At 75.5% G+C, this 26,294-nt stretch carries 28 protein-coding genes, 2 tRNA genes and 1 riboswitch; of the genes, 7 read left to right on the top strand and 23 right to left on the bottom strand.

Going from position 1 to position 26,294, the window contains the following annotated elements; genetic code table 11:
- On the bottom strand, window positions 1-555 hold a 555-nt coding region (locus ACWEO5_RS07070), incomplete at its 3' end, for a hypothetical protein (protein WP_452160901.1).
- Between the two features lie 294 nt (window positions 556-849).
- On the opposite strand from ACWEO5_RS07070, the gene ACWEO5_RS07065 reads away from it, so the two are divergent.
- Entirely contained in the window at window positions 850-2,019 is a 1,170-nt protein-coding gene (locus ACWEO5_RS07065) for a S53 family peptidase (RefSeq protein ID WP_452160899.1), read from the top strand.
- A gap of 72 nt (window positions 2,020-2,091) precedes the next feature.
- Here the strand turns inward: ACWEO5_RS07065 and ACWEO5_RS07060 are convergent, their stop codons facing one another.
- Window positions 2,092-2,565: a carboxymuconolactone decarboxylase family protein gene (locus ACWEO5_RS07060; RefSeq protein WP_344556208.1), complete on the bottom strand. Its 474-nt coding sequence runs from the start codon at window positions 2,563-2,565 to the stop codon at window positions 2,092-2,094.
- Window positions 2,566-2,615: 50 nt separating this feature from the next.
- Here ACWEO5_RS07060 and pdxR point away from each other — a divergent pair, with 50 nt between their 5' ends.
- Complete coding sequence (pdxR, locus tag ACWEO5_RS07055) at window positions 2,616-4,046, top strand: MocR-like pyridoxine biosynthesis transcription factor PdxR (RefSeq protein WP_452160896.1); 1,431 nt, start codon at window positions 2,616-2,618, stop codon at window positions 4,044-4,046.
- Here pdxR and ACWEO5_RS07050 read toward each other — a convergent pair.
- The 16 genes from ACWEO5_RS07050 to ACWEO5_RS06975 all read right to left on the bottom strand — a co-directional run bounded on the left by ACWEO5_RS07050 (window position 4,034) and on the right by ACWEO5_RS06975 (window position 17,849).
- Window positions 4,034-4,249 carry a DUF6126 family protein gene (locus ACWEO5_RS07050; RefSeq protein WP_452160894.1) on the bottom strand — a complete coding sequence of 72 codons (216 nt, stop codon included), beginning with the start codon at window positions 4,247-4,249 and terminating at the stop codon, window positions 4,034-4,036. The two genes, pdxR and ACWEO5_RS07050, sit on opposite strands and share 13 nt — an antisense overlap.
- A gap of 31 nt (window positions 4,250-4,280) precedes the next feature.
- Window positions 4,281-4,886 carry a helix-turn-helix domain-containing protein gene (locus ACWEO5_RS07045; protein WP_344556214.1) on the bottom strand — a complete coding sequence of 202 codons (606 nt, stop codon included), beginning with the start codon at window positions 4,884-4,886 and terminating at the stop codon, window positions 4,281-4,283.
- 660 nt (window positions 4,887-5,546) lie between these two features.
- Window positions 5,547-7,280: a pyruvate dehydrogenase gene (locus tag ACWEO5_RS07040; protein ID WP_452160892.1), complete on the bottom strand. Its 1,734-nt coding sequence runs from the start codon at window positions 7,278-7,280 to the stop codon at window positions 5,547-5,549.
- A gap of 74 nt (window positions 7,281-7,354) precedes the next feature.
- Window positions 7,355-7,612 carry a hypothetical protein gene (locus tag ACWEO5_RS07035; protein WP_344556218.1) on the bottom strand — a complete coding sequence of 86 codons (258 nt, stop codon included), beginning with the start codon at window positions 7,610-7,612 and terminating at the stop codon, window positions 7,355-7,357.
- 70 nt (window positions 7,613-7,682) lie between these two features.
- Window positions 7,683-8,768, bottom strand: coding sequence for a cytochrome P450 family protein (locus tag ACWEO5_RS07030; RefSeq protein ID WP_452160889.1), 1,086 nt, complete (start codon window positions 8,766-8,768; stop codon window positions 7,683-7,685).
- Window positions 8,765-10,249 carry a cytochrome P450 gene (locus tag ACWEO5_RS07025; protein ID WP_452160887.1) on the bottom strand — a complete coding sequence of 495 codons (1,485 nt, stop codon included), beginning with the start codon at window positions 10,247-10,249 and terminating at the stop codon, window positions 8,765-8,767. Before ACWEO5_RS07025 ends, ACWEO5_RS07030 begins: the two co-directional genes overlap by 4 nt.
- The gene (locus tag ACWEO5_RS07020; protein ID WP_344556224.1) at window positions 10,246-10,842 is read right to left on the bottom strand and encodes a GTP-binding protein; all 597 of its coding nucleotides are present in this window, start codon (window positions 10,840-10,842) and stop codon (window positions 10,246-10,248) included. The genes ACWEO5_RS07025 and ACWEO5_RS07020 overlap by 4 nt, the downstream gene beginning before the upstream one ends.
- Complete coding sequence (locus ACWEO5_RS07015; RefSeq protein WP_344556226.1) at window positions 10,820-11,164, bottom strand: DUF742 domain-containing protein; 345 nt, start codon at window positions 11,162-11,164, stop codon at window positions 10,820-10,822. Before ACWEO5_RS07015 ends, ACWEO5_RS07020 begins: the two co-directional genes overlap by 23 nt.
- Window positions 11,161-11,571, bottom strand: a complete 411-nt coding sequence (locus tag ACWEO5_RS07010) for a roadblock/LC7 domain-containing protein (RefSeq protein WP_344556228.1) — start codon at window positions 11,569-11,571, stop codon at window positions 11,161-11,163. Before ACWEO5_RS07010 ends, ACWEO5_RS07015 begins: the two co-directional genes overlap by 4 nt.
- Window positions 11,555-12,880: an ATP-binding protein gene (locus tag ACWEO5_RS07005; RefSeq protein ID WP_452160883.1), complete on the bottom strand. Its 1,326-nt coding sequence runs from the start codon at window positions 12,878-12,880 to the stop codon at window positions 11,555-11,557. The genes ACWEO5_RS07010 and ACWEO5_RS07005 overlap by 17 nt, the downstream gene beginning before the upstream one ends.
- Window positions 12,881-12,968: 88 nt before the next feature.
- Complete coding sequence (locus ACWEO5_RS07000; RefSeq protein ID WP_452160881.1) at window positions 12,969-15,209, bottom strand: SpoIIE family protein phosphatase; 2,241 nt, start codon at window positions 15,207-15,209, stop codon at window positions 12,969-12,971.
- A 133-nt stretch (window positions 15,210-15,342) separates the two neighbouring features.
- Complete coding sequence (locus ACWEO5_RS06995; RefSeq protein ID WP_452160880.1) at window positions 15,343-15,576, bottom strand: hypothetical protein; 234 nt, start codon at window positions 15,574-15,576, stop codon at window positions 15,343-15,345.
- A 150-nt stretch (window positions 15,577-15,726) separates the two neighbouring features.
- Window positions 15,727-15,918, bottom strand: coding sequence for a hypothetical protein (locus tag ACWEO5_RS06990; protein WP_452160878.1), 192 nt, complete (start codon window positions 15,916-15,918; stop codon window positions 15,727-15,729).
- Window positions 15,919-15,949: 31 nt separating this feature from the next.
- Window positions 15,950-16,534, bottom strand: coding sequence for a TetR/AcrR family transcriptional regulator (locus ACWEO5_RS06985; RefSeq protein WP_452160876.1), 585 nt, complete (start codon window positions 16,532-16,534; stop codon window positions 15,950-15,952).
- On the bottom strand, window positions 16,534-17,397 hold the full coding sequence (locus tag ACWEO5_RS06980; RefSeq protein ID WP_452160874.1) for an alpha/beta fold hydrolase: 864 nt from the start codon (window positions 17,395-17,397) through the stop codon (window positions 16,534-16,536). The genes ACWEO5_RS06985 and ACWEO5_RS06980 overlap by 1 nt, the downstream gene beginning before the upstream one ends.
- 161 nt (window positions 17,398-17,558) lie before the next feature.
- Window positions 17,559-17,849 (bottom strand): YiaA/YiaB family inner membrane protein, encoded by a 291-nt coding sequence (locus tag ACWEO5_RS06975; RefSeq protein WP_452160872.1) that lies wholly within the window; start codon window positions 17,847-17,849, stop codon window positions 17,559-17,561.
- A gap of 226 nt (window positions 17,850-18,075) precedes the next feature.
- Window positions 18,076-18,238, top strand: a riboswitch (cyclic di-AMP (ydaO/yuaA leader).
- A 10-nt stretch (window positions 18,239-18,248) separates the two neighbouring features.
- Between ACWEO5_RS06975 and ACWEO5_RS06970 the strand changes: the two genes are divergently transcribed.
- Complete coding sequence (locus ACWEO5_RS06970; RefSeq protein ID WP_452160870.1) at window positions 18,249-19,052, top strand: M23 family metallopeptidase; 804 nt, start codon at window positions 18,249-18,251, stop codon at window positions 19,050-19,052.
- Between the two features lie 75 nt (window positions 19,053-19,127).
- Here the strand turns inward: ACWEO5_RS06970 and ACWEO5_RS06965 are convergent, their stop codons facing one another.
- Entirely contained in the window at window positions 19,128-19,925 is a 798-nt protein-coding gene (locus tag ACWEO5_RS06965) for an SDR family oxidoreductase (RefSeq protein WP_452160868.1), read from the bottom strand.
- A 177-nt stretch (window positions 19,926-20,102) separates the two neighbouring features.
- Here ACWEO5_RS06965 and ACWEO5_RS06960 point away from each other — a divergent pair, with 177 nt between their 5' ends.
- Window positions 20,103-20,951 (top strand): helix-turn-helix domain-containing protein, encoded by an 849-nt coding sequence (locus ACWEO5_RS06960; RefSeq protein ID WP_452160866.1) that lies wholly within the window; start codon window positions 20,103-20,105, stop codon window positions 20,949-20,951.
- Window positions 20,952-20,960: 9 nt separating this feature from the next.
- Here ACWEO5_RS06960 and ACWEO5_RS06955 read toward each other — a convergent pair whose 3' ends face one another.
- On the bottom strand, window positions 20,961-21,773 hold the full coding sequence (locus ACWEO5_RS06955) for a hypothetical protein (protein ID WP_452160864.1): 813 nt from the start codon (window positions 21,771-21,773) through the stop codon (window positions 20,961-20,963).
- 50 nt (window positions 21,774-21,823) lie between these two features.
- Between ACWEO5_RS06955 and ACWEO5_RS06950 the strand changes: the two genes are divergently transcribed.
- From ACWEO5_RS06950 to ACWEO5_RS06940, 3 genes are all read left to right on the top strand, one after another.
- Entirely contained in the window at window positions 21,824-22,423 is a 600-nt protein-coding gene (locus ACWEO5_RS06950; protein WP_452160862.1) for a GNAT family N-acetyltransferase, read from the top strand.
- 118 nt (window positions 22,424-22,541) lie between these two features.
- Window positions 22,542-23,240: a sensor domain-containing protein gene (locus ACWEO5_RS06945; RefSeq protein WP_452160860.1), complete on the top strand. Its 699-nt coding sequence runs from the start codon at window positions 22,542-22,544 to the stop codon at window positions 23,238-23,240.
- Between the two features lie 167 nt (window positions 23,241-23,407).
- On the top strand, window positions 23,408-24,226 hold the full coding sequence (locus ACWEO5_RS06940; protein WP_452160858.1) for a class I SAM-dependent methyltransferase: 819 nt from the start codon (window positions 23,408-23,410) through the stop codon (window positions 24,224-24,226).
- Window positions 24,227-24,465: 239 nt separating this feature from the next.
- On the opposite strand, the gene ACWEO5_RS06935 is transcribed toward ACWEO5_RS06940, so the two are convergent.
- From ACWEO5_RS06935 to ACWEO5_RS06925, 3 genes are all read right to left on the bottom strand, one after another.
- Window positions 24,466-24,539: transfer RNA gene (locus ACWEO5_RS06935), tRNA-Met, on the bottom strand.
- Between the two features lie 212 nt (window positions 24,540-24,751).
- A tRNA-Met gene (locus tag ACWEO5_RS06930) sits at window positions 24,752-24,825 on the bottom strand.
- A gap of 115 nt (window positions 24,826-24,940) precedes the next feature.
- Entirely contained in the window at window positions 24,941-26,176 is a 1,236-nt protein-coding gene (locus tag ACWEO5_RS06925; RefSeq protein WP_452160856.1) for a PrsW family intramembrane metalloprotease, read from the bottom strand.
- Between the last annotated feature and the right edge of the window lie 118 nt (window positions 26,177-26,294).

Genomic DNA, 26,294 nt, shown 5'->3' with positions numbered 1-26,294 from the left:
GGTGTCGCCGGTGTAGTCGAGCTGGTCGGTGCACTTGGTGCCGGACTTCTTCGGGGTGCCGGCGGTCGCGCCGCCGCCCTGCGGGGCCGGGCAGGTACCGGTGGTCTCGCCGATCGAGTTGATCTCGGCGTTGGGCCGGGTGTCGCCGGTGTAGTCGAGCTGGTCGGTGCACTTGGTGCCGGACTTCTTCGGGGTGCCGGCGGTCGCGCCGCCGCCCTGCGGGGCCGGGCAGGTGCCGGTGGTCTCGCCGATCGAGTTGATCTCGGCGTTGGAGCGGCTGTCGCCCGCGTAGTCGACCCGGTCGGTGCACTTCGTGCCGGCCGCCGCCTTCACCGTGCCCGACGACTTCGCGGGGGTCTTGCCGGCGCCCGCGCCCGGAGTGGTCGGGGCCGCGGTCGGGGCGGCGGCGGGGGTGCTCGCGGCGGCGGGCGAGACGGTCACGGCGGCGGACGCGCTGGAGCCGGCCGAGGCGGAGCCGCCGCCGTCACAGGCGGTGAGCGACAGGCAGGCAGCCGCGGCGACGAGGGCGATGGCCGAAATCTTCCGAACGCGCATGGTCCTCTTCTTCTCGGTCGGGCGTCCCGCCCGCGGTGAGCGGGTCCGCCAGGAGGCAAGGGCGCTGCTCCCGGATATGAGGTTCCCTCAGCTACCGCCGGGATTCGGTCCGCACGGCGTCCCGGTTCCGCAACAGACCCGGCCCCCCGCCGGACCCGGCCCGCCGTCACCCGAGCGGGTGACCGTGCGCATACCGACCTGACGGTGCGTCAACAATCCCTGCAGACAAGCGAACCGCCGGCCCGGGGGAGCCCACCCCCCGCCCCCGGCGCCGCTCCCCGAACGGAGGCCCCGTTGCGCCGTCCCCTCGCGCTCACCGCCGCCCTGCTCACCGCCCTCGCCACCGCCCCCGCCCACGCGCACGCCGCCCCGCGCTGGGTGCACACCTGCACCGCCCCCGCCCGGGCCGACACCGCCTCCTGCGACGCGCTGCGGGTGGTCGGCACCGCCGCCGCCGACGCGGACACCGCCGGCTACGGCCCCGCCGAACTGCGCGCCGCCTACGGGCTGCCCGCGGACGGCGGCGAGGGCGCCACCATCGCCGTCGTCGACGCCTACGACCACCCGCGCGCCGAGGCCGACCTCGACGTCTACCGCCGCCACTTCGGCCTGCCCGCCTGCACCACCGACAACGGCTGCTTCCGCAAGACCGACCAGCGCGGCGGCACCCGGCTGCCCCGCGGCAACACCGCCTGGGCCGGCGAGACCGCCCTCGACCTCGCCATGGTCTCCGCGATCGCCCCGCGCGCCCGGATCCTCCTGGTCGAGGCCGACAGCGCCGCCGTCGGCAACCTCGGCGCCGCCGTCAACACCGCCGTCGCCCTCGGCGCCCAGTACGTCTCGATCAGCTGGGGCACCACCGAGAACGCCAACGCGGCGGCCTACGACAGCCGCTACTTCGACCACCCCGGCACCGTCATCGCCGCCGCCTCCGGCGACTCCGGGTACGGCGTCAACTTCCCCGCCTCCTCACCCCACGTGGTCGCCGTCGGCGGCACCACCCTGCGCCCCGACGGCTCCGCCCGCGGCTGGGACGAGACCGCCTGGACCCCCGGCACCGACCAGGGCGCGGGCAGCGGCTGCTCCGGCCGGTTCCCCAAGCCCGCCTGGCAGGACGACCCCGGCTGCGACCACCGCACCGTCGCCGACGTGGCCGCCGTCGCCGACCCCGCGACCGGCGTCGCCGTCTACCAGACCTACGGCGGCAACGGCTGGTACACCTACGGCGGCACCTCCGCCGCCGCCCCGGTCATCGCCGCCACCTACGCCCTGGCCGGCCCCCCGCCCCCCGGCAGCGACCCCGCGTCCTTCCCCTACCGCCACCCCGCCGCCCTCCACGACGTCACCACCGGCCCCGCCCCCACCGCCTGCACCCCGGCCTACCTCTGCACGGCCGGCCCGGGCTACGACGGCCCGACCGGCCTCGGCAGCCCGAACGGAGTGGAGGCCTTCCGGGAGTCGTGAGACCCGCTGCGCCGAGCCGGAACCAGGGGCGCGGGGAACCTGCTGCGCCCCTGGTTCCGCACCCGCTCCGCGCTACCGCTTCGGCGCCGGCGTCAGCCTGCTGGTGACGCCCACCCGGTTGAGCGCGTTGATCGCGCAGATCAGCCCGATCAGGTGGGCGAGTTCGGTCTCCGAGAAGTGCTTCGCGGCCTCGTCGAACACCGCGTCCGGGACGCGGGTCTCGGCGACCAGGGTGACCGACTCGGTCAGGGCCAGCGCGGCGCGCTCGCGGGCGGTGAAGTACGGGGTCTCCCGCCAGGCGGCGAGGGTGTCGAGGCGGTGCTCCCGCTCGCCCTTCGCGCGGGCGTCGCCCGCGTGCTTGTCCAGGCAGAACGCGCAGCCGTTGATCTGCGAGGCGCGCAGGTTGACCAGTTCGGTGAGCACCGGGTCGGCGAGGCCGGCGATCGCGGCCCCGGAGGCTTCCAGCAGCGGGCGGTAGAACTCGGGGGCGCGGTCGCGCAGCGAGATGCGGAGGGCGGGGGCGGGAACGGTGGAGTCGTCGGTCATACGGCCCACCGTAGGCGCGCGGTGGACCGGCCGCGTGGTTCATTTGGGGGATGGATCCCTGGGCCACTTTCGGCGGCGACCTGCACCTCGACCTGGACGCCGGACGCTCCCGCGGCCTGGGTCTGCGCGCCGCCCTGGAGGACGCGCTGCGCACCGCCGTCCGGGACGGCCGCCTCGCCGCCGGGACGCGGCTGCCGTCCTCCCGGGCCCTCGCCGTCGACCTGGGCATCGCCCGCAACACCATCGCCGAGGCGTACACCCAGCTCGCCGCCGAGGGCTGGCTCGCCTCCCGGCAGGGCTCCGGCACGGTGGTCGCCGAGCGCGGCCCGCAGTCCGCCCCCGTCGCGCCGCCGCCCGGGCTGCCCGCCCCGTCGGTGCCCGTGCACAACCTGCGCCCCGGCTCGCCCGACCTGAGCCGCTTCCCGCGCACCGCCTGGCTGGCCGCCGCCCGCCGGGCGCTGACCGCCGCCCCCAACGAGGCGTTCGGCTACGGCGACCCGCGCGGCCGGATCGAACTGCGCCGCGCCCTGGCCGGCTACCTGGCCCGGGCCCGCGGCGTGCGCACCGACCCCGAACGGCTGCTGGTCTGCACCGGCTACCTGCAGGGCCTCGGCCTGCTCTGCGCCGCGCTGCGCGAACACGGCCTGGCCGCCGTCGCGGTGGAGGAGTACGGGCTGCCGCCCCAGCACACCGTGATCACCGCCCGCGGCCTCGCCCTGCGCCCGCTGCCGCTGGACGAGGGCGGCGCCCGGACGGACGAACTGACCCGCACCGACGCCGGGTTGGCGGTGCTCACCCCCGCCCACCAGTTCCCCACCGGCGTCCCGCTGCGGGCCTCCCGGCGGGCCGCCGCGGTCGACTGGGCCCGGCAGACCGGCGGCTACCTGCTGGAGGACGACTACGACGGCGAGTTCCGCTACGACCGGCACGCCATCGGCGCCATGCAGGCGCTCGACCCGGAACGGGTGGTGTACGCGGGCACCGCGTCCAAGTCGCTCGCCCCCGGCCTGCGGCTGGCCTGGCTGGCGCTGCCCGCCGCCCTGGTCGAACCGTTGGCCCGGCACAAGCGGCTGGCCGACGCGCACAGCGGCTCGCTGGATCAGCTCGCCCTCGCCGAACTGATCGACTCCGGCGACTACGACCGGCACGTCCGGCGCAGCCGGCACCTGCTGCGCCACCGCCGCGACCGGCTGGTCGAGGTGCTCGCCGAACGCGCCCCCCGGGTGCGGGTCACCGGCCTCAACGCGGGCCTGCACGCCGTCCTGGAACTGCCCGCGGACGGCCCCGGCGAGGCCGAGCTGCTGCACCGTTCCCGGCGCGCCGGCCTCGCCCTGAACACCCTCGGCTGGCACCTGGCGCCCGGCGCCGCCCCCGGGCCCGGACGGCCCCCCGGGCTGGTGATCGGCTACGGCACCCCGCCCGAGCACGCCTTCGGCGCCGCGCTCGACGCGCTGGGCGAACTGCTCGCTCAGCCCTTGTGACTGCCCACGTAGAACAGCAGGAACAGGAAGGCCACGAAGACGTGCCCCGAGACGATGTAGATCCACACCCGGATCCACACCCGGTTCGAGGCGCGGTAGCCCGCGTCGATGGTCTCCGCGTACTTCGGGACGGCCGGGGCGGCCGGGGCGGTCCGAGCGGTCGGGGCGGGGGTGTGGGCGGCGGGCTTTCCGGTGTCGGTCATGGCGCGGTCTCCTGACGTGGAGGTGGTGGGGCTACAGGCGCGGGGTGTCACCCAGGCACAGGTCGCCGCCGGGGCTCTGCAACAGCGTGTGGACGAAGATCAGGTCGAGGCCGGAGGCGGAGTCCGCGGCGATCACGTGCGGGGTCATCGAGTCGAAGTGCGCCGAGTCGCCCTCGTCCAGGAAGTGCACCCGGTCGCCCAGCACCAGCTTCATCCGGCCCGCGGTGACGTACAGCCACTCCTCGCCCGGGTGCACCCGCACCACCGCGTCCTGCGTGCTCGGCGGCACGTGCACCCGGAGCGCCTGCATCGCCCGGCCCGGCGCACCGGCCCGCTGGTACCCCCAGCCGCCGGCCCGCCCGGGCTCCACCCGCCCGCCCCGGATCACCGGGTCCGGCTCGCCGGGCTGCTCGCCGAGCAGCTCGGACACGCTCGTCCCGTACGCCCGGGCCAGGCCCAGCAGCACCGGCAGCGAGGGCTGCCGGCGGCCGGTCTCCAGGCGGGACAAGTAAGCTGGCGAGAGGCCCACCCGGGCCGCCGCGACCTCCAGCGTCAAGCGGCTGGAGACCCGCTGCTCCCGCAGCCGCGCGCCGAGGCCCGCGACCTCCTGGTCCTCGTCGAGGGGACTGTCCGTCATGGGACCAGTGGACACCCTCCCTGCCCCCGAGGCAACAAACTTGCCCCACAGGCAAACCCGCCCCCTCTGCCTCCACTCTCCCGCCCCCACCCCCCCCGACACCAGGGCCGACCGGCCCCACCCGCGCTCCCCGAAGGGGGCCGGGCTCCTCCCGCCCGCCGAGCCCCGCCCGGCCGGGGCCCCGCCGTCCTCCCCGGAGGGGCGGCCTTTCCCACCCTCCCCGGTCCGCCCGGCCAGGGCTTTCGCCGTCCCCCGTTTCCCCTTCCGCCCCGGAGGGGCCGGGTTCCCCGCGCTTCTTCGCCTGCCCGGCCAGGGCTTTCGCCGTCCCCGGTTTCCCCTTCCGCCCTGGAGGGGCCGGGTTCTCCGCGCTTCTTCGCCCGCCCGGCCAGGGCTTTCGCCGTCCCCGGTTTCCCCTTCCGCCCCGGAGGGGCCGGGTTCCCCGCGCTTCTTCGCCTGCCCGGCCAGGGCTTTCGCCGTCCCCGGTTTCCCGTTCCGCCCCGGAGGGGCCGGGTTCTCCGCGCTTCTTCGCCTGCCCGGCCAGGGCTTTCGCCGTCCCCGCTTTCCCGTTCCGCCCCGGAGGGGCCGGGTTCCTCGCGCTTCTTCGCCCGCCCGGCCAGGGCTTTCGCCGTCCCCCGACTCCCCTCCGCCCCGGAGGGGCTCTCAGGGCCGGGGGATGTTGCGCAGGTTGGAGCGGGCCAGGTCGAGCATCTTGCCGACGCCGCCGGTCAGGACGGTGCGGCCGGCGGCCAGGGCGAAGCCCTTGAGCTGGGCGGCGGTGATGTGCGGGGGGATGGAGAGCGCGTTGGGGTCGGTGACCACGTCGACCAGCGCGGGGCCGGGGCGTTCCAGGGCGTCGGCCAGCACCTCGTGGACCTTCGCGGGGTCGGTGACCCGCTTGGCGGGGATCCCGCAGGCGCGGGCGATCGCCGCGTAGTCGACGTCGCCGTTGTCGATCTCGGACTCGGGGTAGCCGGAGACCAGCATCTCCAGCTTGATCATGCCGAGCGCCCCGTTGTTGAACACCACGGTCTTCACCGGCAGCCGGTACTTCGCCACGGTGAGCAGTTCGCCCAGCAGCATGCCGATCCCGCCGTCGCCCGACATCGACACCACCTGCCGTCCGGGGAAGGCGAGTTGGGCGCCGATCGCGTGCGGCAGGGCGTTCGCCATCGAGCCGTGCAGGAAGGAGCCGATCACCCGGCGGCGCCCGTTGGGGGTGAGGTAGCGGGCGGCCCAGACGTTGCACATGCCGGTGTCGACGGTGAAGACGGCGTCCTCGGCGGCGATCTCGTCCAGCACCGAGGCGACGTACTCGGGGTGGATCGGCCGGTGCTTCTCGATGTCCTTGGTGTACGCGCCGACCACCGTCTCCAGCGACTTGCAGTGCCGCTCCAGCATGGCGTCCAGGAACCGGCGGTCGCTCTTGCGCTCCAGCAGCGGCAGCACCGCCCGCAGCGTGGCGGCCACGTCGCCGTGCACGGCGAGTTCCAGCGGGGTGCGGCGGCCGAGCCGGGTCGCGTCGTGGTCGACCTGGACGGTGCGGGCCTGCGGGAGGAAGGAGTCGTACGGGAAGTCGGTGCCCAGCAGGAGCACCAACTCGGCTCCGTGCAGGGCCTCGTGGCAGGCGCCGTAGCCGAGCAGGCCGCTCATCCCGACGTCGTACGGGTTGTCGTACTGCACCCATTCCTTGCCGCGCAGCGAGTGCCCGACCGGGGCGTTCAGCGTCTCGGCGAGGTGCATCAGCTCCTCGTGCGCGCCGCGGGTGCCCGCGCCGGCGAAGACCGTCACGGTGGCGGCCGAGTTGAGGGCCTCGGCGAGGGCCTGCACCTGGGACCAGGGCGGGGCGGCCACCGCCTGCTCGGTGAGGAAGGTGCTGCGGCCGGTGGGGGAGGGGGCGGTGACCGCGGCGACGTCGCCGGGGAAGACCAGCACCGAGACGCCGGGGGAGCCCAGCGCGTGCTGGATGCCGACCCGCAGCAGCCGGGGCAGCTGGGCCGGGTTGGAGAGCATCTCGCACCAGGTGCTGCAGTCGGTGAACACCCGCTCGGGGTGGGTCTCCTGGAAGAAGCCGGTGCCGATCTGCCCGGACGGGATGTGCGAGGCCAGGGCCAGCACCGGCACGCCGCTGCGCTGGGCGTCGTACAGGCCCTGGATCAGGTGGGTGTTGCCGGGGCCGCAGCTGCCCGCGCAGACCGCGAGGCGTCCGGTCAGCTCGGCCTCGGCGGCGGCCGCGAACGCCCCGGCCTCCTCGTTCCTGACGTGCACCCAGGAGATGCCCTCGGCGCGGCGGATCGCGTCGACGACCGGGTTGAGGCTGTCGCCGACCACCCCGTAGACGCGTTCGACCCCGGCCTGCCGGAGCACCTCCACCATCTGGTCGGCCACGCTGCCCACGGGATCACCTCACGCCAGAAAGCACCGAAGAAACGGACATTCGCACCATAACGGCTCGGATGTCCGAGTCCTGGCTACCGCCCGTCGACGGTCGCGCCGAGGGCCTCGCAGGCGCCGGTGGTGGAGTCGGTGAGCGGGCCGACCACCGGGTACTGGGCCAGGTCGCGGTGGCACAGCTCGGCGGTGGAGGGCAGGACGCCGTGGTAGCCGGTGTCGAGGCCCTGGGCCTGGCCGAGGCCGCCGGCCTGGGCGATGGGGGCGGCCTGGGCGGGCGCCTGGACGAGGGCGAGCCCGGCCACGGACAGGGCGGCGAGGGCGGTGAGCTTCTTCATGGCAGGTGCAACGAGCGCCGCCCCCGCCCGGTCACGTGGATTGACCCGGCGGGGGCGGTTCGCGGGGAGTTCAGGACAGCCGCACCCGCAGGCTGCTGACGCCGTTGCTGACGAAGGAGGCGATCGGCGCCGGCGGCTCGCCCTCGGCGGCCCGCAGGCCGGGGAAGCGGGCGAACAGTTCGCGCAGCGCCGTCTCCGCCTCCAGCCGGGCCAGGGCGGAGCCGATGCAGAAGTGCGGCCCGTGCCCGAGCGAGAGGTGCCGGACCGGGGAGCGGGTCAGGTCGAAGCGGTCCGGCTCCGCCCAGTGGCCGGGGTCGCGCCCGGCCGCCGCGTACGAGGCGAGGATGCCGTCGCCGGCCGGGATCACCACCCCGTCCAGGTCGATGTCCTCCAGCGCGTAGCGCATCGGGAAGTGGCCGACCGGGGAGTCCCGGCGCAGGGTCTCCTCGACCACCGCGGACCACGGGGCCGCGCCGCCGAGCACCAGCGCCAGCTGGTCGGGGTGGGCGAGCAGGGCGCGCACCGCGTTGCAGATCAGGTTGAGGGTGGTCTCGTGGCCGGCCACCACCAGCTGCAGCAGGATGCCGATCAGCTCCTCCTCGCTGAGCCGGTCCTGCTCCTCGCGGGCGGCGATCAGCGCGCTGGTCAGGTCGTCGGCGGGCTCGGCCCGCTTCTCGGCGGCCAGCCCGGCCAGCAACCCGAGCATGTCGCGGGTCGCGGCGGCGCCCGCCCCGGGCGCGGCGGAGGAGCTGACCATGACGTCGGACAGCTCGTGCAGCCGGTCCTGCTGCTCGGCCCGCAGGCCCAGCAGTTCGCCGACGACGTCCATCGGCAGCGGGTAGGCGAACCGGGCCCGCAGGTCGACCGACCCGTCCGGGGCGGCGGCCCCGGCGAGGTCGTCCAGCAGGCCGAGGACCCGCTGCCGGACGGCGGGGGCCAGCGCGTCCACCCGGCGCGGGGTGAGGGCCTGGCTGACCAGGCCGCGCAGCCGGCGGTGGTCGGCGCCGTCGGAGGTGGTCATGCCGGGGATGGTGACGAAGGTCATCAGCGGCCAGCCCTCGGGGAGCCGCCCCTCCCGGTACAGCGTCCAGTGCGCGGGGTCCTTGGCCACCCGCGGGTCGGCGAGCACCCGCTGCAGGGCGGCGTGGTGGGTCACCGACCAGACCACCACCCCACCAGGGAGCTCAACCTGCGCCGCAGGTCCGAGAGCGCGGAGCTGCCGGTTCTCGGCGAGCTGGTCGGCTCCGGTGGGGTCGAGTCGGTGGGGGCAGACTCCGGCTGCGGCTGCGGTGTCCATGCGGTCCTCTCGGGCGTGACGGGTGCGGAGGCGGCGGGTGCCGGGTCGGCGAACCCGGTGGGTCCGGCGGACGGGAAGGGGACCGGGTCGGTCGGACGGGGCGGGGCGAAGGCGCTGTACAGCACCGGCAGGCTCGCCAGGGCGCGCGACCAGGGGGACGGGCGCCACTCCAACTCGTGTGCGGGAACCGCGAGTTGCAGGTCGGGCAGACAGTGCAGCAGGGTCTCGATCGCGGTCTCGACGATCAGCCGGGCCGGGTCCTTGGCCGGGCAGACGTGCCGGCCCGCGCTCCAGGCGAGGTGCGCCCGGTTGCCGCTGAGGTCGTTCGGCCCGTGCACCGCCGGGTCGTCGTTGGCACCGGCGATGCCCAGCACCAGCATGTCGCCCCGGCTGATGTACTGGCCGCCCAGCACGGTGTCCGAAGTGGCCCACCGGCCGGGGAAGTTCTGGATCGGCGGGTCGCGCCACAGCACCTCCTCCAGGGCGTCCGCGACGGTCGCCCGGCCGCCGGTCAGGCTGCCGCGGAAGCGCCGGTCGACGAGCAGCAGCCGCACCGCGTTGCCGATCCAGTTGACGCACGTCTCGTTGCCCGCGACCAGGAACACCAGCAGGTTGTGGACGGCCTCCTCGTCGCTCAGCCCGGCGGAGTGCCCCAGCAGCCAGGACACCAGGTCCTCCCCGGGGTGCTCGCGCCGCCGCCGCACCAGCTCGCCCAGCAGCCCGAAGAGCTCCACCGAGGCGCGGTGCGAGTCCGCGCCGCTGTCGACCACGTTCATGATCAGCCCGAGCAGCTTCGGACCCTCCTCGTCGGGCAGGTCCAGCAGCGTGGTGAACACCAGCGGCGGCAGCCGGCGGGTGAACTGGCTGACCAGGTCGGCGGTGCCGTCCGGCCCCCAGCTCTCGATCAGCGCCAGCGCGGCGGCCTCGCTGGTCTCCCGCAGCCGCTTCTGGTCGGCCCGGGCCAGGGTGTCGCCGACCGCGGCGCTCAGCCGCTGGTGCTCGGCGCCGTCCAGGTTGTTGAGGGTGGGCCGCCACATGGTCATCGGCACCAGGGGGGAGTCCGGCCGCAGCCGGCCCTCCGCGGCCACCCGCCAGTGCCGCGAGTCCTTGGAGAACTGCTGCTCGTTGCGGGTGAGTTCGAGGAGCTCCTGGTACCCGATGACCAGCCACGCCTCGACCCCGGGCTCCAGCTCGATCGGCGCCACCGGGCCGTGCTCGGCGCGCATCCGGGCGTACAGCCCGTGCGGGTCCTGGGCCACCGTCCGGCCGTACAGCGGGGTGACGCCGGGGCGCTCGGCGTACGGGCAGCCGCCGGCCAGGTGCGGTTCGGGAACGGTCATGACAGCTCCAGGGCGCCGGCCCGCAGGTGGTCGACGAAATCGATCAGCAGTCGGTGGGCGGCGTCCTCGTCGCGGACGTCACAGGTGAGGACCGGCACCCCGGGCAGCAGGTCGAGCGCGGCCCGCAGCTCCTCCTCCGGGTACGCCGGCGTGTCGGGGAAGCGGTTGACCGCCACCGCGAACGGGATCCGCTGCTCCTCCAGCAGCCCCAGCACGTCGAAGGACTCCTCCAGCCGGCGGGAGTCGACCAGGGCGATCGCCCCCAGTGCCCCGCGCGACAGGTCCTCCCACAGCGGCCAGAACCGCTGCTGCCCGGGCGTGCCGAACAGGTACAGCGCGAGCCGGGTGCTGAGCGTGATCCGGCCGAAGTCCAGCGCCACGGTGGTGGTCGACTTGTGCGGACGCCCGGTCAGGTCGTCCACGCCCTCGCCGACCGCGGTCATCGTCTCCTCGGTGCGCAGCGGGGCGATCTCGCTCAGCGCCCCGACCAGGGTCGTCTTGCCGACCCCGAACGGCCCGGTGACCAGGATCTTCACCGCGCCCTGCACGCTGGACGGCAGGTACTCGGGCTCAGCGGAGCTGACGGAGGCCAACCAGCACCTCCTCGATCAGTGCGAGCGGAGCCCGCTCGGCCGGACGGACGGGCGGCAGCACCTGGACCGCGCCCAGTTCCCACAGGTCGCCGACCAGCACCTTCAGCACGCTGATCGGCAGGCCGAGGTGGGCGGCCACCTCGGCGATCGACAGCAGTTCCCGGCAGAGCTCCAGGATCGTCAACTGCTCCCGGTTCACCACCAGCGGGTCGACCCGGACCCCCGGGACGGTCCGCACCAGGCTCTCGAACTCCAGCACGTTCCGGCCGGTCCGGCTGCGCCCGCCGGTGATGACGTACGGCCGTACCGGGCTGCGGCTCACCGCGGGTTCCCGGCGGTCGCGGTCTCCTGCCGGGGCGCGGCGGTCAGGTGCTCGCCGATCCGGCCGACCAGCATCTGCATCTGGTACGCCACCAGGCCCGCGTCGACCGACTCCCCGGCCACCACCGCGAGGTGCGCCCCGGCCCCGGCGGCCACCACGAACAGGTAGCCGCCGCCGTACTCGATGACGATCTGCCGGGTGCGGCCGTCGCCGAAGCCGGTGGCCACGCCCCGGGAGAGCGACTGCAGCCCGGAGCAGGCGGCGGCCAGGCGCTCGGCGTCGTCCCGGTCGATCCGCGGGCTGCGGCCGATCTCCAGGCCGTCGTTGGACACCACGAGGGCGTGCCGGACCTCCGGCACGGAGACGATGTCGGCCAGCAGCCAGCCGAGATCAGGGTTGGTCGTCATTCGGGTCTCCCAGGGGGGAAGCGGGGAATTCGTCGGGGCGGTCCGCGCCGGACCGCTGGTGGTGCTGGGCGGCGGCCCGGCCGTCCGCGGTGCCGCTCTGGAACAGCGACATGAAGGACCGGGCCTCGCCGGCGGAGCGCGGCGGGACCGTCGGCTCCGGAGGGAACCGGTGCTGCGGTGCGGCGCCCCGGCGGTTGCTCCGGCGGGGCAGGGGGCCGCCCTGTGCGGGTACTGCGGAGGAGGGGGTGCTCCCGGTCCGGGGGGAGACCGGGCGGGTGGGCAGCGGGGGCCGCGCCTGGGCCTGGGCCTGTGCCTGGGCCTGGGCCTGGGGGTGGGCCTGGGCCTGTGCCTGGGGGTGGGGCCGGGCCTGGGTCTGGGGCCGGGCCTGGGGTGCGGCCCGGTTCGGCTGCGGGCGGCCGGTCGGCAGTCCGTGCTGCGGCAGCGGGTCGGTGAGCAGCGCGGTGGGCAGCAGCACCACCACCCGCACGCCGCCGTACGGGGACGGGGTGGAGTGCACGGTGACCCGGAAGCCGTACTGCCGGGCGAGCAGGCCGACCGCGGCCAGGCCCAGCTGCGGGACCTCGCCGATCCGGGAGACCTCCAGCGAGCCCTCGCCGGACAGCGCGGCGGCCGCCTTGGCGACCGTCACGTCGGTCATGCCGACGCCGCAGTCGTCGATCTCGATCACCGCGCCGTTGTGCACCGACATCAGCGAGACGTACACCTGCGAGCTGGGCGGCGAGTAGCGGGTGGCGTTGTCCAGCAGCTCGGCCACCGCGTGGATCAGCGCCTCGGCGGCCGCGCCGAGCACCGCGGTGTCCACCCGGTTGTGCACGACCACCCGCTGGAACGGCAGGATCCGGCCCTGGGCGCCGCGGACCACGTCCTCCAGCGTGACGGGCTCGGGCCAGGTCCGGCCGGCCCGGGAGCCGCACAGCACGGCCAGGGTCTGGGCCAGCCGGGCCTGCTGGGCGGCGGCGTGGTCGGCCCGCAGCAGGCCGTCGAGCAGGACCGGGTCGTCGTGGGTGCGTTCCATCTCGTCCAGCCCGGCCTGCTGGTCGTGCGCCATCACCAGGATCCGGCGGGCCACGTTCAGGAAGGCGCGGCGGGTCGCCGCGTTCATCTCCTGCTCGTGCAAGGCGGCTTCGTTGCTCGCCCGGCGGTCGGCCAGTTCGACCTCCAACCGGGCCCGGACGTCGGCGAGTTCCTGCTCGGTGCCGATGAGCCGCAGGCGCAGGGTCCGGGTGACGGCACGGGAGCGGGCGGTGGCCGCGAGGGCGAGGAGGGCGAGCAATGCGGCTGCTGCCAAACACCATTGAGTGGTCGTCACACGCGGAGTTTATGGTGGTGTTACTACTTGCGTATGAACGGTTCCAACTTCCGTTGTTCAGATTCCGTCAATTTCGGACAGGTCGGACAGGATCGGCCCGCCCCCGGCTAACGGGCCGCCCCCGGTCGGCGACCGGGTCGAGGACCCGGTGCAGCAGGAGCAGCGCCACGTCGTCCTGCCGGACCTCGCGCTCCGTCACGTTCAGCGTCAGCAGGTCGGCCAGCCGCTCCAGCGCCTCCGGGCGCTCCAGCCGACCGGCCCCGCCGGCCTCCGCGGTCCACAGCTCCAGCCCGCCCAGCATCCGCTGCACCGACTCGTCGTAGTCCTCGTCCCGGACCTCCACCAGCCCGTCCGTGTAGGCCAGCAGCGTCTCGCCCGGCTCCAGCCGCGCCTCGGCCAGCGGGTAGCGCACCCCGGGCAGCACCCCCAGCGGCGGGCCGCCCGGCAGGTCCAGCTCCGCCGCCCCGGCCGCCCCGATCCGCACCGGCTGCGGGTGCCCGGCCCGGGCCGCCCGCAGCGCCCCGGTCGCCGGGTCCAGCACCACGTACAGGCAGGTGGCGAACAGCTCGGTCTCCATCTCGGCCAGCAGCCGGCCGGTCCGGGCCAGCGTCGTCGCCGGATCGTTCCCCTCCGTCGCGTACGCCCACAGCACCGACCGCAGCTGGCCCATCACCGCGGTCGCCTCCGCGTTGTGGCCCTGCACGTCGCCGATCACCAGCCCGACCAGGCCGCCCGGCAGCCGCAGCAGGTCGTACCAGTCGCCGCCGATCTGCATCCCCTCGGTGGACGGCAGGTAGCGGGCCGCCGAGGCGATCCCCGGCAGCACCGGCAGCGAGCGCGGCAGCATCGCCCGCTGCAGCTCGCTGGCCCGCTCGTGGTGCACGTCGTACAGCCGGGCCCGCTCCAGGGACTGCGCCAGGATGCCCGCGAACGCCGAGTACATGGTGCGGTCCTCGCGGCTGAACGACCGCTCGGAGGCGAAGGTGATCAGGCAGGAGCCGACCTGCCGGCCCGAGGCCACCAGCGGCAGCACCGTCCAGGCGGCCGGCGCGTCCGGGCCCCGGCGCTCCTGGCCCGGCTCGCTGAACAGCGGCGTGGCCCGGGCCAGCACGTGCTCCATCACCCCGCCCGCCAGGTCGTGCAGCCGGTTCAGCTCCGCCCGGTGCGGGCCGCCGAACACCGCGGGGGAGACCGGCGTCAGCCGGCCCTCGTCCACCAGGTCCAGCACCACGCCGGCCGCGCCCAGCGCCGGGCGCGCCACGTCGGTCAGCGCCGTGGTCACCTCGCGCACCGTCACCGCCCGGGACAGCGAGCGGGTCAGCGCCAGCAGCAGCGTGGAGCGCGCCCCCGCCGCCGCGGCGGACACCGAACCGGCCGCCGCCGCCCCCTCCGGCCGCCACTCCCGCCCGGTCAGCAGCCCCGCCGTCCGCACCGGCCGCCGGTGCACGTCCAGCATCACCTCGCCGGCCTCGTCCACCCGCCGCGGCGAGCCGTCCGGCCGCACCACCCGGTAGGAGACCCGGTACGGGCCGCCGGTGGCCAGCGCCTCCACCAGCGCGGCCTGCACGTCCGGCAGGTCCTCCGGGTGCACCACGTCCGCCAGGTCCGGCGCCCGCCCGGTCGGGCCCGGCGGCGGCAGGCCCACCACCCGGTACGCCTGCGCGTCCCACAGCGTCTCGCCGGTCACCAAGTCCCGCTCGAACGCCCCGGCACCCGCCGAGCGCACCGCGAGCGAGATCAACTGCCCTTCGGGGGAGGGGAGTTCCGCACTCGGGTGGCCCACGGTCGGGTCGGCCGTGTGCACGTGGTGCAGCAGGTGGGCGAGCCGGTGCGCGGCCACGTCGGCCAGGGTCTCCAGCAGCTCGACGTCCCGCTGCGGGACCGCCCCGCGGTGGGCCAGCGCGAGCGCCAGCGAACCCACCGGGCCCCCGTCCACCACCAGCGGCAGCACCGCCAGCGCGACCAGGCCGGTGCCCAGGCCCGCCGCCGTGTTCGGGTAGTCGGTGCTGGTCTGCTGCGGGCTCAGCAGCACCGGCTCGCGCCGCCGCAGCGCCAGCGCCGCGGGCAGCTCGCTCGCCGGATCGACCACCCCGTACTTGCGGTGCGCCCACTCGGGCAGTTCGTGCGAGGCGGTCAGCCGGAGCATGCCGCCGTCCAGCAGGTAGAGCGCCGAGCCCTCGCCGGTGATCCACGCCGGGCCCTCGGTCAGCAGCGCCGCCAGCAGCTCCGCCGCGCTCGACGCCCGCAGCAGGGCGCGCACGCAGCGGAGTTCGGAACGGCTGGCCCGACGCGGGGAGCTCTGGTCCATGGGAGGCGCCCGGCCCTTCCGGTCGACGTGCCAGTGCTGACCATCTTATGGACGCACCGGGCAACCAGGCGCTTTCACGACACGTGGTGGATCCGCGGCATTTCCGACACCCCGCCGGTGGCGGAACGGCCGGTCACTGGCCGTCGACCTCGCCGTACCCGCGCTGCGGGCGGGCGTCGACCGGTCGCAGCGAGCCCAGTCCGCGCAGCACCGCGACCCCGTGCCGCAGCGCGGCCGTCCAGCCCTCCGGCCGCGGGTCGGCCGACCGGCCCGCGGGCCGCGGACCGCCGGGCGCGCCGTCCGGTGCCGTCCGGGGGGCCGGGATCAGTCCCGTGCCGGGCTCGGTGCGCTGGGTCGCCTGCGGCATGTCGCTGATCCTCCGTGCTTGTCGGCCACACCCGTGGAAGGTCTCCACGCGGTATGACTTCCCGACCGGAGGACAGTGTTACGCACCGACGGTGTCGAAATGATGGGGAGGAGGTTGCGAAAAGGTGTGCAAGGGCGCCGACCTGCGCCGTCAGGCCCCCGGCAGCTCGGCGACGGTCTGCGCGAAGTCCTCGTCCAGCGGCAGGTCCGGGGCGGAGACGGCGTCCTTCAGCGGGGCGAGGCCGTCCCGGTGCTCCGGCGCGGCGTGCGCGCTGGGAGCGGTGAGCGAGGCGACCACGCCGACGGCGAGCGAGGCAAAGGCGAGCATGCTGCGCTTCTTCATACCGGGTAGAACGCGGCAGGCCCCCGGGAGGTCACGGGCCTTCGCCGCCGGGCCAGTTGGCCAGCCCCTCGACCAGCACCCCGGTCAGCCGCTCCAGCGTGACGTCGGTGCCCTCGGCGAGCTGGAACGCCCCCGCCGTGGTCAACGAGGCGTACCCGTGGGCCGCCGCCCGCAGCGTCCGCACGGCGTGCACCGCCTCCGAGCCCTCCAGCCCGTAGCCGCGCAGCACCGCGAACAGCACCCCCACCAGCCGCTCGGCGGCCTCGGCCAGCTCCGGGCCCGGATCCGGGTCCGGCACCTGCGGCAGCGCCGCGTACCGCCGCGGGTGCGCCAGGGCGTACCCGGCGTAGGCGCCCAGCAGGGCGCGGACCGCGCCGTCCCGGGAGTGCCCGAGGACGGCGGCGGCCAGGTGGTCGGCCAGCTCCCCGGTGGTGCGGACGGCGACCAGGCGGCGCAGTTCGGGCAGGCCGCCGGCCACGTGCTTGTACAGCGACGGGGTGGCCACCCCGGCCCTGGCGGCGACCGCGGCCAGGGTCAGCGCCTCGGCGCCGCGCTCGTCGATCAGTTCCAGGGCGTGGTCCACCACGGCGGCGGTGGAGAGTCCGGCGCGGGGCATCAGCGGGCGGTCCCGTTCTCGTCGGTCGGTCCGGCCGGGCCGTCGAGCTCGGCGAGGAAGGGCAGCAGGGCGTCGGCGACGGCCTGCGGGCGGCCGGCCATCGGGTAGTGGCCGGCGCCGGCGATCATCACCTTGCGGCCGCGCAGCGCGGCGGCCTGCCGGTCGGCGACCAGCTCCGGGTCCGGGAAGTCGGGATCCCGCTCGCCCATCAGCACCAGCGCGGGTACGTCGACCGCCGCGCACCAGCCGACCGGCGCCGAGTCGCCCTTCAGGTAGCCGCGCAGCGCCGTCTTGCGGGCCGGCTCGCGGAGCATCGCGGCCAGGCCGGCCCGGTAGTCCTCGAAGTCGGCGGGCCGGGCGGCGGCCGGGTAGTAGAACTTCTGCATCGAGCCCCACAGGCCCGGGAAGGCGCTGACCAGCGGGGCGGCCAGGCCGAACAGCGCCTTCTGGAAGGCGTTCAGCGGCAGGTTCTCGATGAAGGCGTCGACCAGCACCACCCCGCCGGTCCGCTCGGGGGCGAGCGCCGCGGCCCGCACCACGGTGGCGCCGGTGTACGAGCTGCCCACCAGGACGGCGCCGCGCAGGTCCAGGTGCTCCAGCAGGGCCACCAGGTCGTCCGCGATCGCCGCCGGGGTGTGGTCGGTGAAACCGGTGGAGGACTCGCCCATGCCGCGCAGGTCCATGGTGACCACCCGGTGCCCGGCGGCCCCCAGCAGCGGGGCGAGGAAGCGGTAGACGGTCCGCCGGTCGAGCATGCCGGGCAGCAGGACGACCGGGGTGCCGGGGCCGGTGGCGTCGTCGAAGGCGATCCGGCCGCCGGGGACGTCGAGGTACCGGGTGGTGGTGCCGAGGGTGCTGTTCATCGCGGGCCTCCTGGGCGGGCGTCGTCCGGCGCTCCGGGCTCCGCGCCCGGCTCCTGCCAATAGCCATAAAGCTAAGGCTAATAGCCTTAGCCGTCAAGCCCGGCGGGTGCGCCCGCCGACGGGCGCGCTCCGGACCCCGTCCGTCCCGGACCCCGTCCGGCTCAGATCCCGTCGGCCCGGAACGGGTCGTGCTCGGAGAGCAGTTTCTCCAGCCGGGCCTGGTCGACCCGGCTGGTGATCGCGCCCTCCTCCTGGCGGTCCCGGACCACCTTGGCCAGTGTGAACGCGGAGGTGACCTGGTAGAGCAGGCCGACGGCGAGGAAGGCGCGCATCCACGCGCTGACCGGGAGGTAGGCGACCCCCAGGGCCAGGGCGGCGGTCGCGAACGCGAAGGACGCGACGGCCTGCAGGTAGTAGGCGGACGTGGTGCGGCGGGGTACGGGAGCGGTCATGGGGCCAGGGTCCCGCCGGGGCGCGGGCAGGTCGTGAGTACGGATACTCAACTGCTCCGTCACGGTCCGTCATGGCCGGATCCGGGTACATCGACGAACCGTCACAAATCGCCCATAGGGCGTCAGGAAACTTTCACTGCACCCAGGAGGGCGCTTGGAATCATGGGGTCCATAGGATTAACGTTTGATAACGCAGCGCGGTCGGCAACGCCGTAACCATGCGGCACCGTGCGCCACGCCTAATCCATCCGGTCCTGCCCCGCGGCAGGTCCAGGAGCCGGGGAACCACGTTCCACCGGGGTGAATCGGGACGGCCCTGGGCCCGACCGTAGGAGACCTTCCACCTCCGAACCCGTCAGCTAACCCGGTCGGCGGCAGGGAAGGAAGGAGCGCGCCCCAGTGGCGTCGACCTACACCGAGAGCACCGGCACCCAGCTGCTCGACCACCCGGTCGAGGCCGAGCCCGTCCGGCACCGGCTCCCCCGCCAGGCCCGCACCGGCGCGCCCCTGCTGGGCGTCACCGCGATGACCGCCGCGCTCGGCGCCACCGGTCTCGCCGCCGCTCCCGCCCAGGCCGCCCCCGCGCCCGCCCCGGCCCCCGTCACCGCCGCCGACGAGGTCTCCGACGACCTGCTCGCCGCCGACCCCGGACTCGCCCTCGCCGCCCGCATCCTGCAGCAGGCCGACGGACAGCGCACCGACGCCGAGGAGTCCGCCCGGCTGGCCGCCGCGCAGGACGCCGAGGCCAAGCGCGCCGACCGGCGGGCCGGGACGACCACGACGGCCGCCGCACCCGGCACCGACCGCTCCGCGCCCGCCCTCCCGCTCACCGGCTACCGGCTGGGCGACGGGTTCTCGCAGGCCGGCCTGCACTGGGCGCACCTGCACAACGGGCTGGACTTCGCCGCCCGCACCGGCACCCCCGTCACCGCCGTCACCGCCGGCGCCGTCACCGCCGCGGGCTGGTCCGGCACCTACGGCTACCGCGTCGTCCAGACCCTCCCCGACGGCACCGAGCTCTGGTACTGCCACCTCGCCCGGATCACCGCCGCCCCCGGCCAGGCCGCGCCCGGCACCCTCCTCGGCACCGTCGGCTCCACCGGCAGCGCCACCACCCCGCACCTCCACCTGGAGGTCCGCCTCGCCGACGGCTCCCCGGTCGACCCGCTGCCCTGGCTCCGCCACCTCGGCCTCCAGCCGTGACCGGCGGCCGCGACCGCCGGGGCCGCTGACCCCGGGGCCGCGGCCCCGGCTGGTCGCGGCGCGACCGCCGCGCCCTCAGCTCGCCTGGCCGGTCGGCATCACGGTGACCTGCTGGAGGTTGACGCGCGGCGGCAGGGCGGCCAGGAAGCCGACCGTCCTGGCGATGTCGCCGGGGGTGAGCCACTCCATCGCCTCCTTGGAACCGTCCAGCCAGGCGAGCGCGCCCCGGTCGGTGACGTGCGACTGGAGCTCGGTGTCGACGATGCCGGGCTCGATCGCCGAGACCCGGACCCGCTTGGCGCCCAGCTCGGCCCGCAGGTGGAGCGAGAGGTGGGTGACGTACGCCTTGGTCGCGGAGTAGACGGCGAAGGTCGGGAAGAGGTTCCGCGCCGCGATCGACGAGGTGTTGACCAGGTCGGCCACCCCGCGCTCGGCCGCGGCCGCGACCAGCTGCGGGGTGAACGCGCCGATGACGTTCATCAGGCCGGACACGTTCAGGTCGATCTGGCGCTGCCACTGCTCCACGGCCAGCTCCTCGACCGGCGCCGGGAGCATCACCCCCGCGTTGTTGAACAGCAGGTCCGCGCCGCCCAGTTCGGCGGCGACCCGGTCGGCGGCGGCCCGCACCGAGGCCGGGTCGGTGACGTCCGCGGCGATCGCCAGGGCGGTGCCGCCGGCCCGCCCGATCCGGTCGGACAGCGCGGCCAGCCGCTCGGCGCGGCGGGCCAGCAGGACGACCCGGGCGCCCAGCCCGGCGAGCTCCTCGGCGGTGGCCGCGCCGATGCCGCTGGAGGCGCCGGTGACCACGGCGACGCGACCGGTCAGCGGCCGGTCGGCGGGGGCGGCGGCGGGAGTGCTGGTGGATGCGGACATGGTGAGCCTTCTTCCGTGCGGAGCAGGGGAGTTGCGGCACCGGGGAGTCCCGGGCACGACTCCAGCACACCAGCCCGGCGGCCCCGCGGACGGCCCCGGGCGGGCCCTGCGCCGACTGGTACCGGCAGGGCCACCCTCGCCCCGCCGGCGCGCCCGCCGGGGCCGCACACTTGGTCCATGGAACGCAGCAGGGAGATCGCCGACTTCCTCCGCACCCGGCGCGCCGCGATCGCCCCGGAGTCGACCGGACTGCCCGCGGACGGCCGGGTGCGCCGGGTGCCGGGCCTGCGCCGCGACGAGGTGGCGCGGCTGGCCGGGGTCAGCACCGAGTACTACACCCGGCTGGAACAGGGCCGGGCCGGGCACCCGTCCGCCGAAGTGGTCCAGGCACTGGCCCGCGCCCTGCGGCTCGACCCCTCGGAGCGCGAACACCTGGCCGACCTGCTGCTCCCCGCCGCGCGGGCCGCCCGCCGCGCCCCGGAGCGGCCGCAACGGGTCAGGCCCGGGCTGCACCTGCTGCTGGAGACCCTGGGGCACGTCCCGGCGTTCGTCCTCGGCCGGCGCACCGACGTGCTGGCCGCCAACCGGCTGGCCCGGGAGGTCCTCACCGACTTCGACGCGCTCCCGGCCACCCGCCGCAACCTGGCCCGCTACTACCTGCTCGACCCGCAGGCCCGCGACCGGGTCGGCGACTGGGCGACGATCGCCGCCGAGACCGCGGCCATGCTCCGGCTGGAGGCCGGCCGGTACCCGGAGGACCGCAGGCTCGCCGAGCTGATCGGCGAACTCACCCTGAAGTGCCCGGAGTTCACCACCTGGTGGAACGACCACCGGGTGCTCCGCCGCACCCACGGCGCCAAGCACTACGTCCACCCCCTGGCCGGCGACCTGCACTTCTCCTACGAGTCCTTCCAGGCCCCCGGCGACCCCGACCAGACCCTGTGCGTCTACTCCGTGGAACCCGCCTCCCCCACCGCCGACGCCCTGCGCCTGCTGGCCGGCTGGAGCACCCCGGTCACCACCTGACCGGGGCCCTCAGTACTCCTCGGGGGCCAGTTCGGGGAACTCCTCCAGCAGCAGCCGCGGCAGCCCCGGGACGGTCCACTCCCCGCACAGGTCGATCGCGGCCTGCGCCACCGCCTCCTCGAACTCCTCGAAGGAACCGGCGAGTTCGGCGGGCATCGGCAGCCCGCGGGCGGATCGCTCGGCCAGGTTGCGGTAGCTGCGCCGCATCAGGCCCTGCTCCAGCAGCCGCCGCGCGCCGTCGGTGGAGACCCCGACCAGCAGCGGCCGGCCCGGCTGGTCCCAGTTGCCGTCCCCGTCCAGGCCGGGCACCCGGTCGAAGGCGGCGAACCGCTCCTCCTCCGGCAGCTCCCGGAAGCCCGCCAGCCACTCCCGCACCCGCTCCGGCTCCCCGGTGGGCACCCCGTCCGCGCGCAGCAGCAGCGCGTACAGCCGGGGCCAGGTCACCAGGTCGGAGCGGCGCAGCAGGGAGAGCAGCACCTCGCCCTGCCAGTCCGCCTCCGCGCGCAGCTTCTCCGCCCGCTTCGCGTTCAGCCGCCGGGCCGCCCGCTGCCACCCGATCAGCATCCGCACCGCCGCCGGGTACCCGGCCGGGTCGACGTCCGGCTGCACGTACAGGTGCAGCTGCTCGTACAGCAGGTGCTCCAGCACCGGCGAGGAGAGCTCGGGCAGGCCGTCGTGCAGCCGGGCCCCGCCCAGCTCCAGCAGCGTCAGCACCGTCCGCACCACCGGCTCGGGCACCGGGTCGAACCCCTCCGCCACCGCCCACTCCAGCAGGTCGGCGGCGCGGGTGCGGGGCAGCAGGTGCAGGTCTTCGTCGTCCACCCCGGTACGGTAGCCGGTCCCCGGACGGCCGCCCGGTAGGGTCGGCGGGCATGGAGACCCTCCGGCTGGCCGGACCCCGGCTCACCCTGCGGGAGTACCGGCACACCCCGGAGGAGGTGGCCGCGCTGCACGCCGTGCACGGCGACCCCGAGACCGTCCGCCACCTGCCGTTCGGCGTCCGGGACTTCGAGGACTGCGCCGACCAGGTCGAGCTGTACCTGGAGGCGGCCGAGGAGCGGCCCCGGACGCACTACCGGCTGGCCGTCGACGACCCCGCCGGGGAGCCGGTCGGCCAGGCCGCGCTCACCCGCGAGGGCGAGCACGCCGCCGAACTCGGCTGCGTCCTGCGCCGCGACCGCTGGGGCGCGGGGTACGGTGCCGAGGTCACCGCGCTGCTGTGCGTGCTCGGCTTCGAACGCCTCGGCCTGCACCGGCTGGCCGCCCGCTGCGACCCCGGCCAGGCCGCCTCGGTGCGGGTGCTGACCCGGGCGGGCTTCCGGTACGAGGGCCGGATCCGGGCCGAGTCGTACCGCGACGGCGCCTGGCACGACGCGCTCCAGTACTCGCTGCTCGCCCCCGAGTGGGACGGTCCGCCCTGGCGGGGCGGCGGGCGGACGCCGAGCCCGGCTCCAGGACGGCCGGGGGGTTAACCCCACCACGGACTCGGCAGCAGGCGTCATTACGCCGGGCGGGGTCGCGGCGGCAGATTGGTACTCGTGCCCGGCACCGCCGACCGGCGGGGCCGCCCGACGACCCGAAGGACTCCGGATGTCCACCGCTGAGTACCCCGCCACCACCTCCGGCGGCCGCCCCGACCGACCCGGGTTCTGGCGCGCCCCGTTCGCCCCGCAGAGCTTCCGGGAGCTCGGCTACGCCCTCACCGGCCTCCCGGTGGCCCTGTTCGGCTTCTGCCTGGTCCTCCCGCTGTTCTTCACCGGCGTGGGCCTCGCCGTCACCGTCATCGGCCTGCCCGTCCTCGGCCTGCTGCTGGTCGTCGCCCGCGGCCTCGGCGCCGCCGAGCGCGGCCGGATCCGGACCATGCTCGGCGAGGAGCTGCCCGCCCCGCCCCCGGTGGTGGTCACCCGCGAGGGCTTCTGGGGCCGGATCACCGCCCGGCTGGCCGACCCGGCCGGCTGGAAGGCCGTGCTGCACCAGGTCGCGGTCTTCCCCTGGGCGATCCTCAGCTTCGTGCTCTCGCTGGTCGTCTTCCTGCTCGGCTGGTCGCTCGCCCTGTTCCCGCTCTACCAGTGGGTCTTCCCGCGGTACACCGACTGGAACGGCTACCGGGTCGCCGACTGGACCACCTCGGACGGCGTCCACCACGTCTACGAGCTCACCTCCTTCTGGCAGATCGCCGGCGTCTGCCTGCTCGGCCTGGTCATCCTCTTCCTCACCCCGCAGCTGGTCCGCGGCCTCAACGCGGTCAACCGGTTCGCCGCCCGCGCCCTGCTCTCCAGCAACGACTGAACGACACCCTCCGGCGGCGACCGGACGACCGGACCACCACCGGACGACCGGACCACCGCCGGACGACCGCCGGACGACCGGCTGGACGTGCGACACCCCCGGGCCCGTGGTCGGATGACCACGGGCCCGGGCCGCACCCCGGGCCCGCCGAACGTCCGGAGGCCCGCATGAGCCAGACCGCCCCGCCCGTCCTGGTCACCTCCCGCCCGCTGGACGAGTACTGCGCCTGCTTCGGCCTCACCCGCGCCGACCTGGGCCGGCTGACCGGCCCCGTCCTCGACTGCCCCGGCGGCGCCGCCGCCCTCACCGCCGAGGCCCGCGCACTCGGCTGCGAGGTGATCGCCGCCGACCCCGGCTACGCGCTCGGCCCGCACCGCCTCGCCGGGCTCGCCGCCGACGGCCGCGCCGTCATGGCCGAGGCCATCCGGCGCGACCCACGCGGCCACCTGCCCGCCGACCGCCGACGCCGCCCCGAGAAGTACCTGCGCAGCTGGGACCGGGCCCGCCGGCTGTTCGCCGCCGACGCCGCCGCCCGGCCCGAGCGCTACGTCGCCGCCGCGCTGCCCCGGCTCCCGTTCGCCGACGACACCTTCGCCCTCACCCTCAACTCCTACCTGCTGTTCGCCTACCCGGCCGTCTTCGGCCCCGCCGACCAGCTCCGCGCCCTGCGCGAACTCGCCCGGGTCACCGCCCCCGACGGCGAGGTCCGGGTCCACCCCCTGCACGACGAACGCGGCCGCCCCTGCCCCCACCTCACCGAACTGCGCGCCGCCCTGCGCCACCACGGCATCGCCAGCCGCGTCCTGCGCACCGGCGGCCCCGGCCGGACCGGCCGGACCGGCAGCGTCCTGGCCCTGCGCCCGCGGCACGCCCGGGACGGCGCCCCGGCGAACGCAGACGGCCCGTGGGCTGCTCCTCGGGCCGCCCCCACGGGGGACGGCGACCGAGGCACCGGGGATGTACCGGTGAGCCCACGGGCCGGGTGACTGCTGGGAATTAGCCTGAGCCGGAGACCACTACGGCCTCACCGCTGCACAGGCAGGGGCGGCTCTAGCGAGCAGCCACCTCACGCATCCTGAAAGAACTCAACTCAGGATCACCTCCTTTCAGTGTGCTGCCACCATAGGCACCGCCCACCGGACCGGGCAACGGATTTATCCGCCGGAACCTCCGGGGGAACGGCGAAGGCCCGGAGGCGTTGCCTCCGGGCCTTCGTGCTACTGAGTAGCGGGGACAGGATTTGAACCTGCGACCTCTGGGTTATGAGCCCAGCGAGCTACCGAGCTGCTCCACCCCGCGTCGGTGAACACCACCCTACCCCATCGCGAGGGCACCGCGTCGCCATCACCGCGGGTGCCCCGGACCAGGGGGAACGGCGCCGGGGAGACGGGTCGGGGAGACGGGCTTGGACAACGGGCCGGGGCAACGGGCCGGGGCAACGGGCCGGGGCAACGGCGCCCGGGAACGGCGAAGGCCCGGAAGCGATGCTTCCGGGCCTTCGTGCTACTGAGTAGCGGGGACAGGATTTGAACCTGCGACCTCTGGGTTATGAGCCCAGCGAGCTACCGAGCTGCTCCACCCCGCGTCGGTGAACACGACTCTACGTGAGCCCTGCCGGAAAGGGAAATCGGTTTCCGTCCCGGGCGTCCCCGCAGGTCGGCGACCACCGGCCGGAACGCCCGGGCCGGGCGCCGGGCGGTTCAGCCCGGGCGGCTCGGCTGCCGGGCGCGCCGGGTCTGCGCCCACACCGCGAAGCAGACCAGCGCGGCGAAGCACGGCACCATCACCAGGCCGTACACCAGCAGGAAGCCGTCCGTGCCCAGGCCGGCGGCGGCGTTCCACACCCCGTGCAGGCCCATCGCCAGCAGCAGGCCCAGCGGTGCGCCCAGCCGGGCCGGCCAGCGCCGGGCGGTGGTCAGGGTGAGGGCGAGGCCCAGCCCGGTCAGCGCGGTGAACAGCGGGTGCGCGAACGGCGAGAGCAGCGCCCGCAGCACGAAGGTGTGCACCGTCCCGTCGAAGTCCCGCAGGCTCGGGGCCTCGCCGAGGCCGATCGCGTCCAGCCGGGCCTGCCGGTCCGCGGTGAACGCCCGTCCCAGGTACAGCGCGTTCTCGGTGAACGCGAAGCCGCAGGCCGTCACGCCGCCCAGCACCGTCCCCGCCGCCAGCGTGCGCGGACTGGAACGGGCCCGCTGGCGGCCCGCCGGGGCCGGGCGGAAGTGCGCGGGACGGCCGGTGCCGGGCCGGTGCCACAGCAGCCGCCGCCACCGGCCGCACGGGCGGCCCTCCTCGCAGCGGTGCCGCCGCCGCAGCGGGAGCAGCAGCACCAGCAGCGCCGAACCCTTCGCCACCTCCTCGATCAGCGGCGTCGCGAACTCGGCGCCCAGCGTCTCCCCGCGCGCGCCCTGGTGGGCGACCAGGAAGTCACTGGCCCAGCCGTTCGCCAGGATCGCCACCGTGGTCGCGGCGCACGCCCCCCAGGCCAGGCAGAACAGGGTGTGCCGGACCGGCACCCGCGCGGTCTGGTTCAGCCAGGCCAGCGCCCCCAGCACGAACGGCAGCGGCAGCAGGGCCAGGCCCAGCCCGACCAGCAGCCCCGTCGTCCCGGTCTGCCGCTGCACCAGGTGCAGGATCAGCACCCCCGAACCCGCCAGCGCGAGCGCCGCCACCGCCGAGGAGAGCGCCGGGCGCCGCAGCGGCCACAACCGCCGCCACAGCGGCGGCACCGCCCGGACCGGCACCGGACCGCCCTGCTGGCCGGGGATCCGCCCGCTCAGCACCGGCCGCCGCGGCGACCGGCCCGGGAGCAGCCCACCGGACCGGCGCGCACCCTGACCGGGGAGCGACCGAAAGCCGGTGGGGGACGGGGAATCGGCGGCCGTGGCGGCGGCCACCACGGGCAGGCCGGGAGTCGGCTTGCCGCTGGGCGGACTGCTCACCTGCAGCAGCGTAGGCGAACCCCTCCCTCCGGGGGGAGGGGTCGGAACAATACGTACTCGCCGGGTGACCGATCGTCAGCGGAGCGGAACCGGCCGTACCGCCCGCCCCGGATCCGTG

This window comes from Kitasatospora sp. NPDC004272 (assembly GCF_053603035.1).
The sequence above is the reverse complement of the archived record's forward strand: the minus strand, read 5'-3'. Positions and strand labels throughout refer to the sequence as shown.

Bases quoted from the DNA above. Each gene is read 5' to 3' on its own strand.
- ACWEO5_RS06985 (WP_452160876.1), bottom strand. From the start codon at position 16,534: ATGCCCCGCGCCGGACTCTCCACCGCCGCCGTGGTGGACCACGCCCTG.
- ACWEO5_RS07025 (WP_452160887.1), bottom strand. From the start codon at position 10,249: ATGACCGTTCCCGAACCGCACCTGGCCGGCGGCTGCCCGTACGCCGAG.
- ACWEO5_RS06995 (WP_452160880.1), bottom strand. From the start codon at position 15,576: ATGCCGCAGGCGACCCAGCGCACCGAGCCCGGCACGGGACTGATCCCG.
- ACWEO5_RS06950 (WP_452160862.1), top strand. From the start codon at position 21,824: ATGGAGACCCTCCGGCTGGCCGGACCCCGGCTCACCCTGCGGGAGTAC.
- ACWEO5_RS07060 (WP_344556208.1), bottom strand. From the start codon at position 2,565: ATGACCGACGACTCCACCGTTCCCGCCCCCGCCCTCCGCATCTCGCTG.
- ACWEO5_RS07035 (WP_344556218.1), bottom strand. From the start codon at position 7,612: ATGAAGAAGCTCACCGCCCTCGCCGCCCTGTCCGTGGCCGGGCTCGCC.
- pdxR (WP_452160896.1), top strand. From the start codon at position 2,616: ATGGATCCCTGGGCCACTTTCGGCGGCGACCTGCACCTCGACCTGGAC.
- ACWEO5_RS07045 (WP_344556214.1), bottom strand. From the start codon at position 4,886: ATGACGGACAGTCCCCTCGACGAGGACCAGGAGGTCGCGGGCCTCGGC.
- ACWEO5_RS06960 (WP_452160866.1), top strand. From the start codon at position 20,103: ATGGAACGCAGCAGGGAGATCGCCGACTTCCTCCGCACCCGGCGCGCC.
- ACWEO5_RS06965 (WP_452160868.1), bottom strand. From the start codon at position 19,925: ATGTCCGCATCCACCAGCACTCCCGCCGCCGCCCCCGCCGACCGGCCG.
- ACWEO5_RS06940 (WP_452160858.1), top strand. From the start codon at position 23,408: ATGAGCCAGACCGCCCCGCCCGTCCTGGTCACCTCCCGCCCGCTGGAC.
- ACWEO5_RS07050 (WP_452160894.1), bottom strand. From the start codon at position 4,249: ATGACCGACACCGGAAAGCCCGCCGCCCACACCCCCGCCCCGACCGCT.
- ACWEO5_RS06975 (WP_452160872.1), bottom strand. From the start codon at position 17,849: ATGACCGCTCCCGTACCCCGCCGCACCACGTCCGCCTACTACCTGCAG.
- ACWEO5_RS06945 (WP_452160860.1), top strand. From the start codon at position 22,542: ATGTCCACCGCTGAGTACCCCGCCACCACCTCCGGCGGCCGCCCCGAC.
- ACWEO5_RS07010 (WP_344556228.1), bottom strand. From the start codon at position 11,571: ATGACGACCAACCCTGATCTCGGCTGGCTGCTGGCCGACATCGTCTCC.
- ACWEO5_RS06980 (WP_452160874.1), bottom strand. From the start codon at position 17,397: ATGAACAGCACCCTCGGCACCACCACCCGGTACCTCGACGTCCCCGGC.
- ACWEO5_RS06990 (WP_452160878.1), bottom strand. From the start codon at position 15,918: ATGAAGAAGCGCAGCATGCTCGCCTTTGCCTCGCTCGCCGTCGGCGTG.
- ACWEO5_RS07000 (WP_452160881.1), bottom strand. From the start codon at position 15,209: ATGGACCAGAGCTCCCCGCGTCGGGCCAGCCGTTCCGAACTCCGCTGC.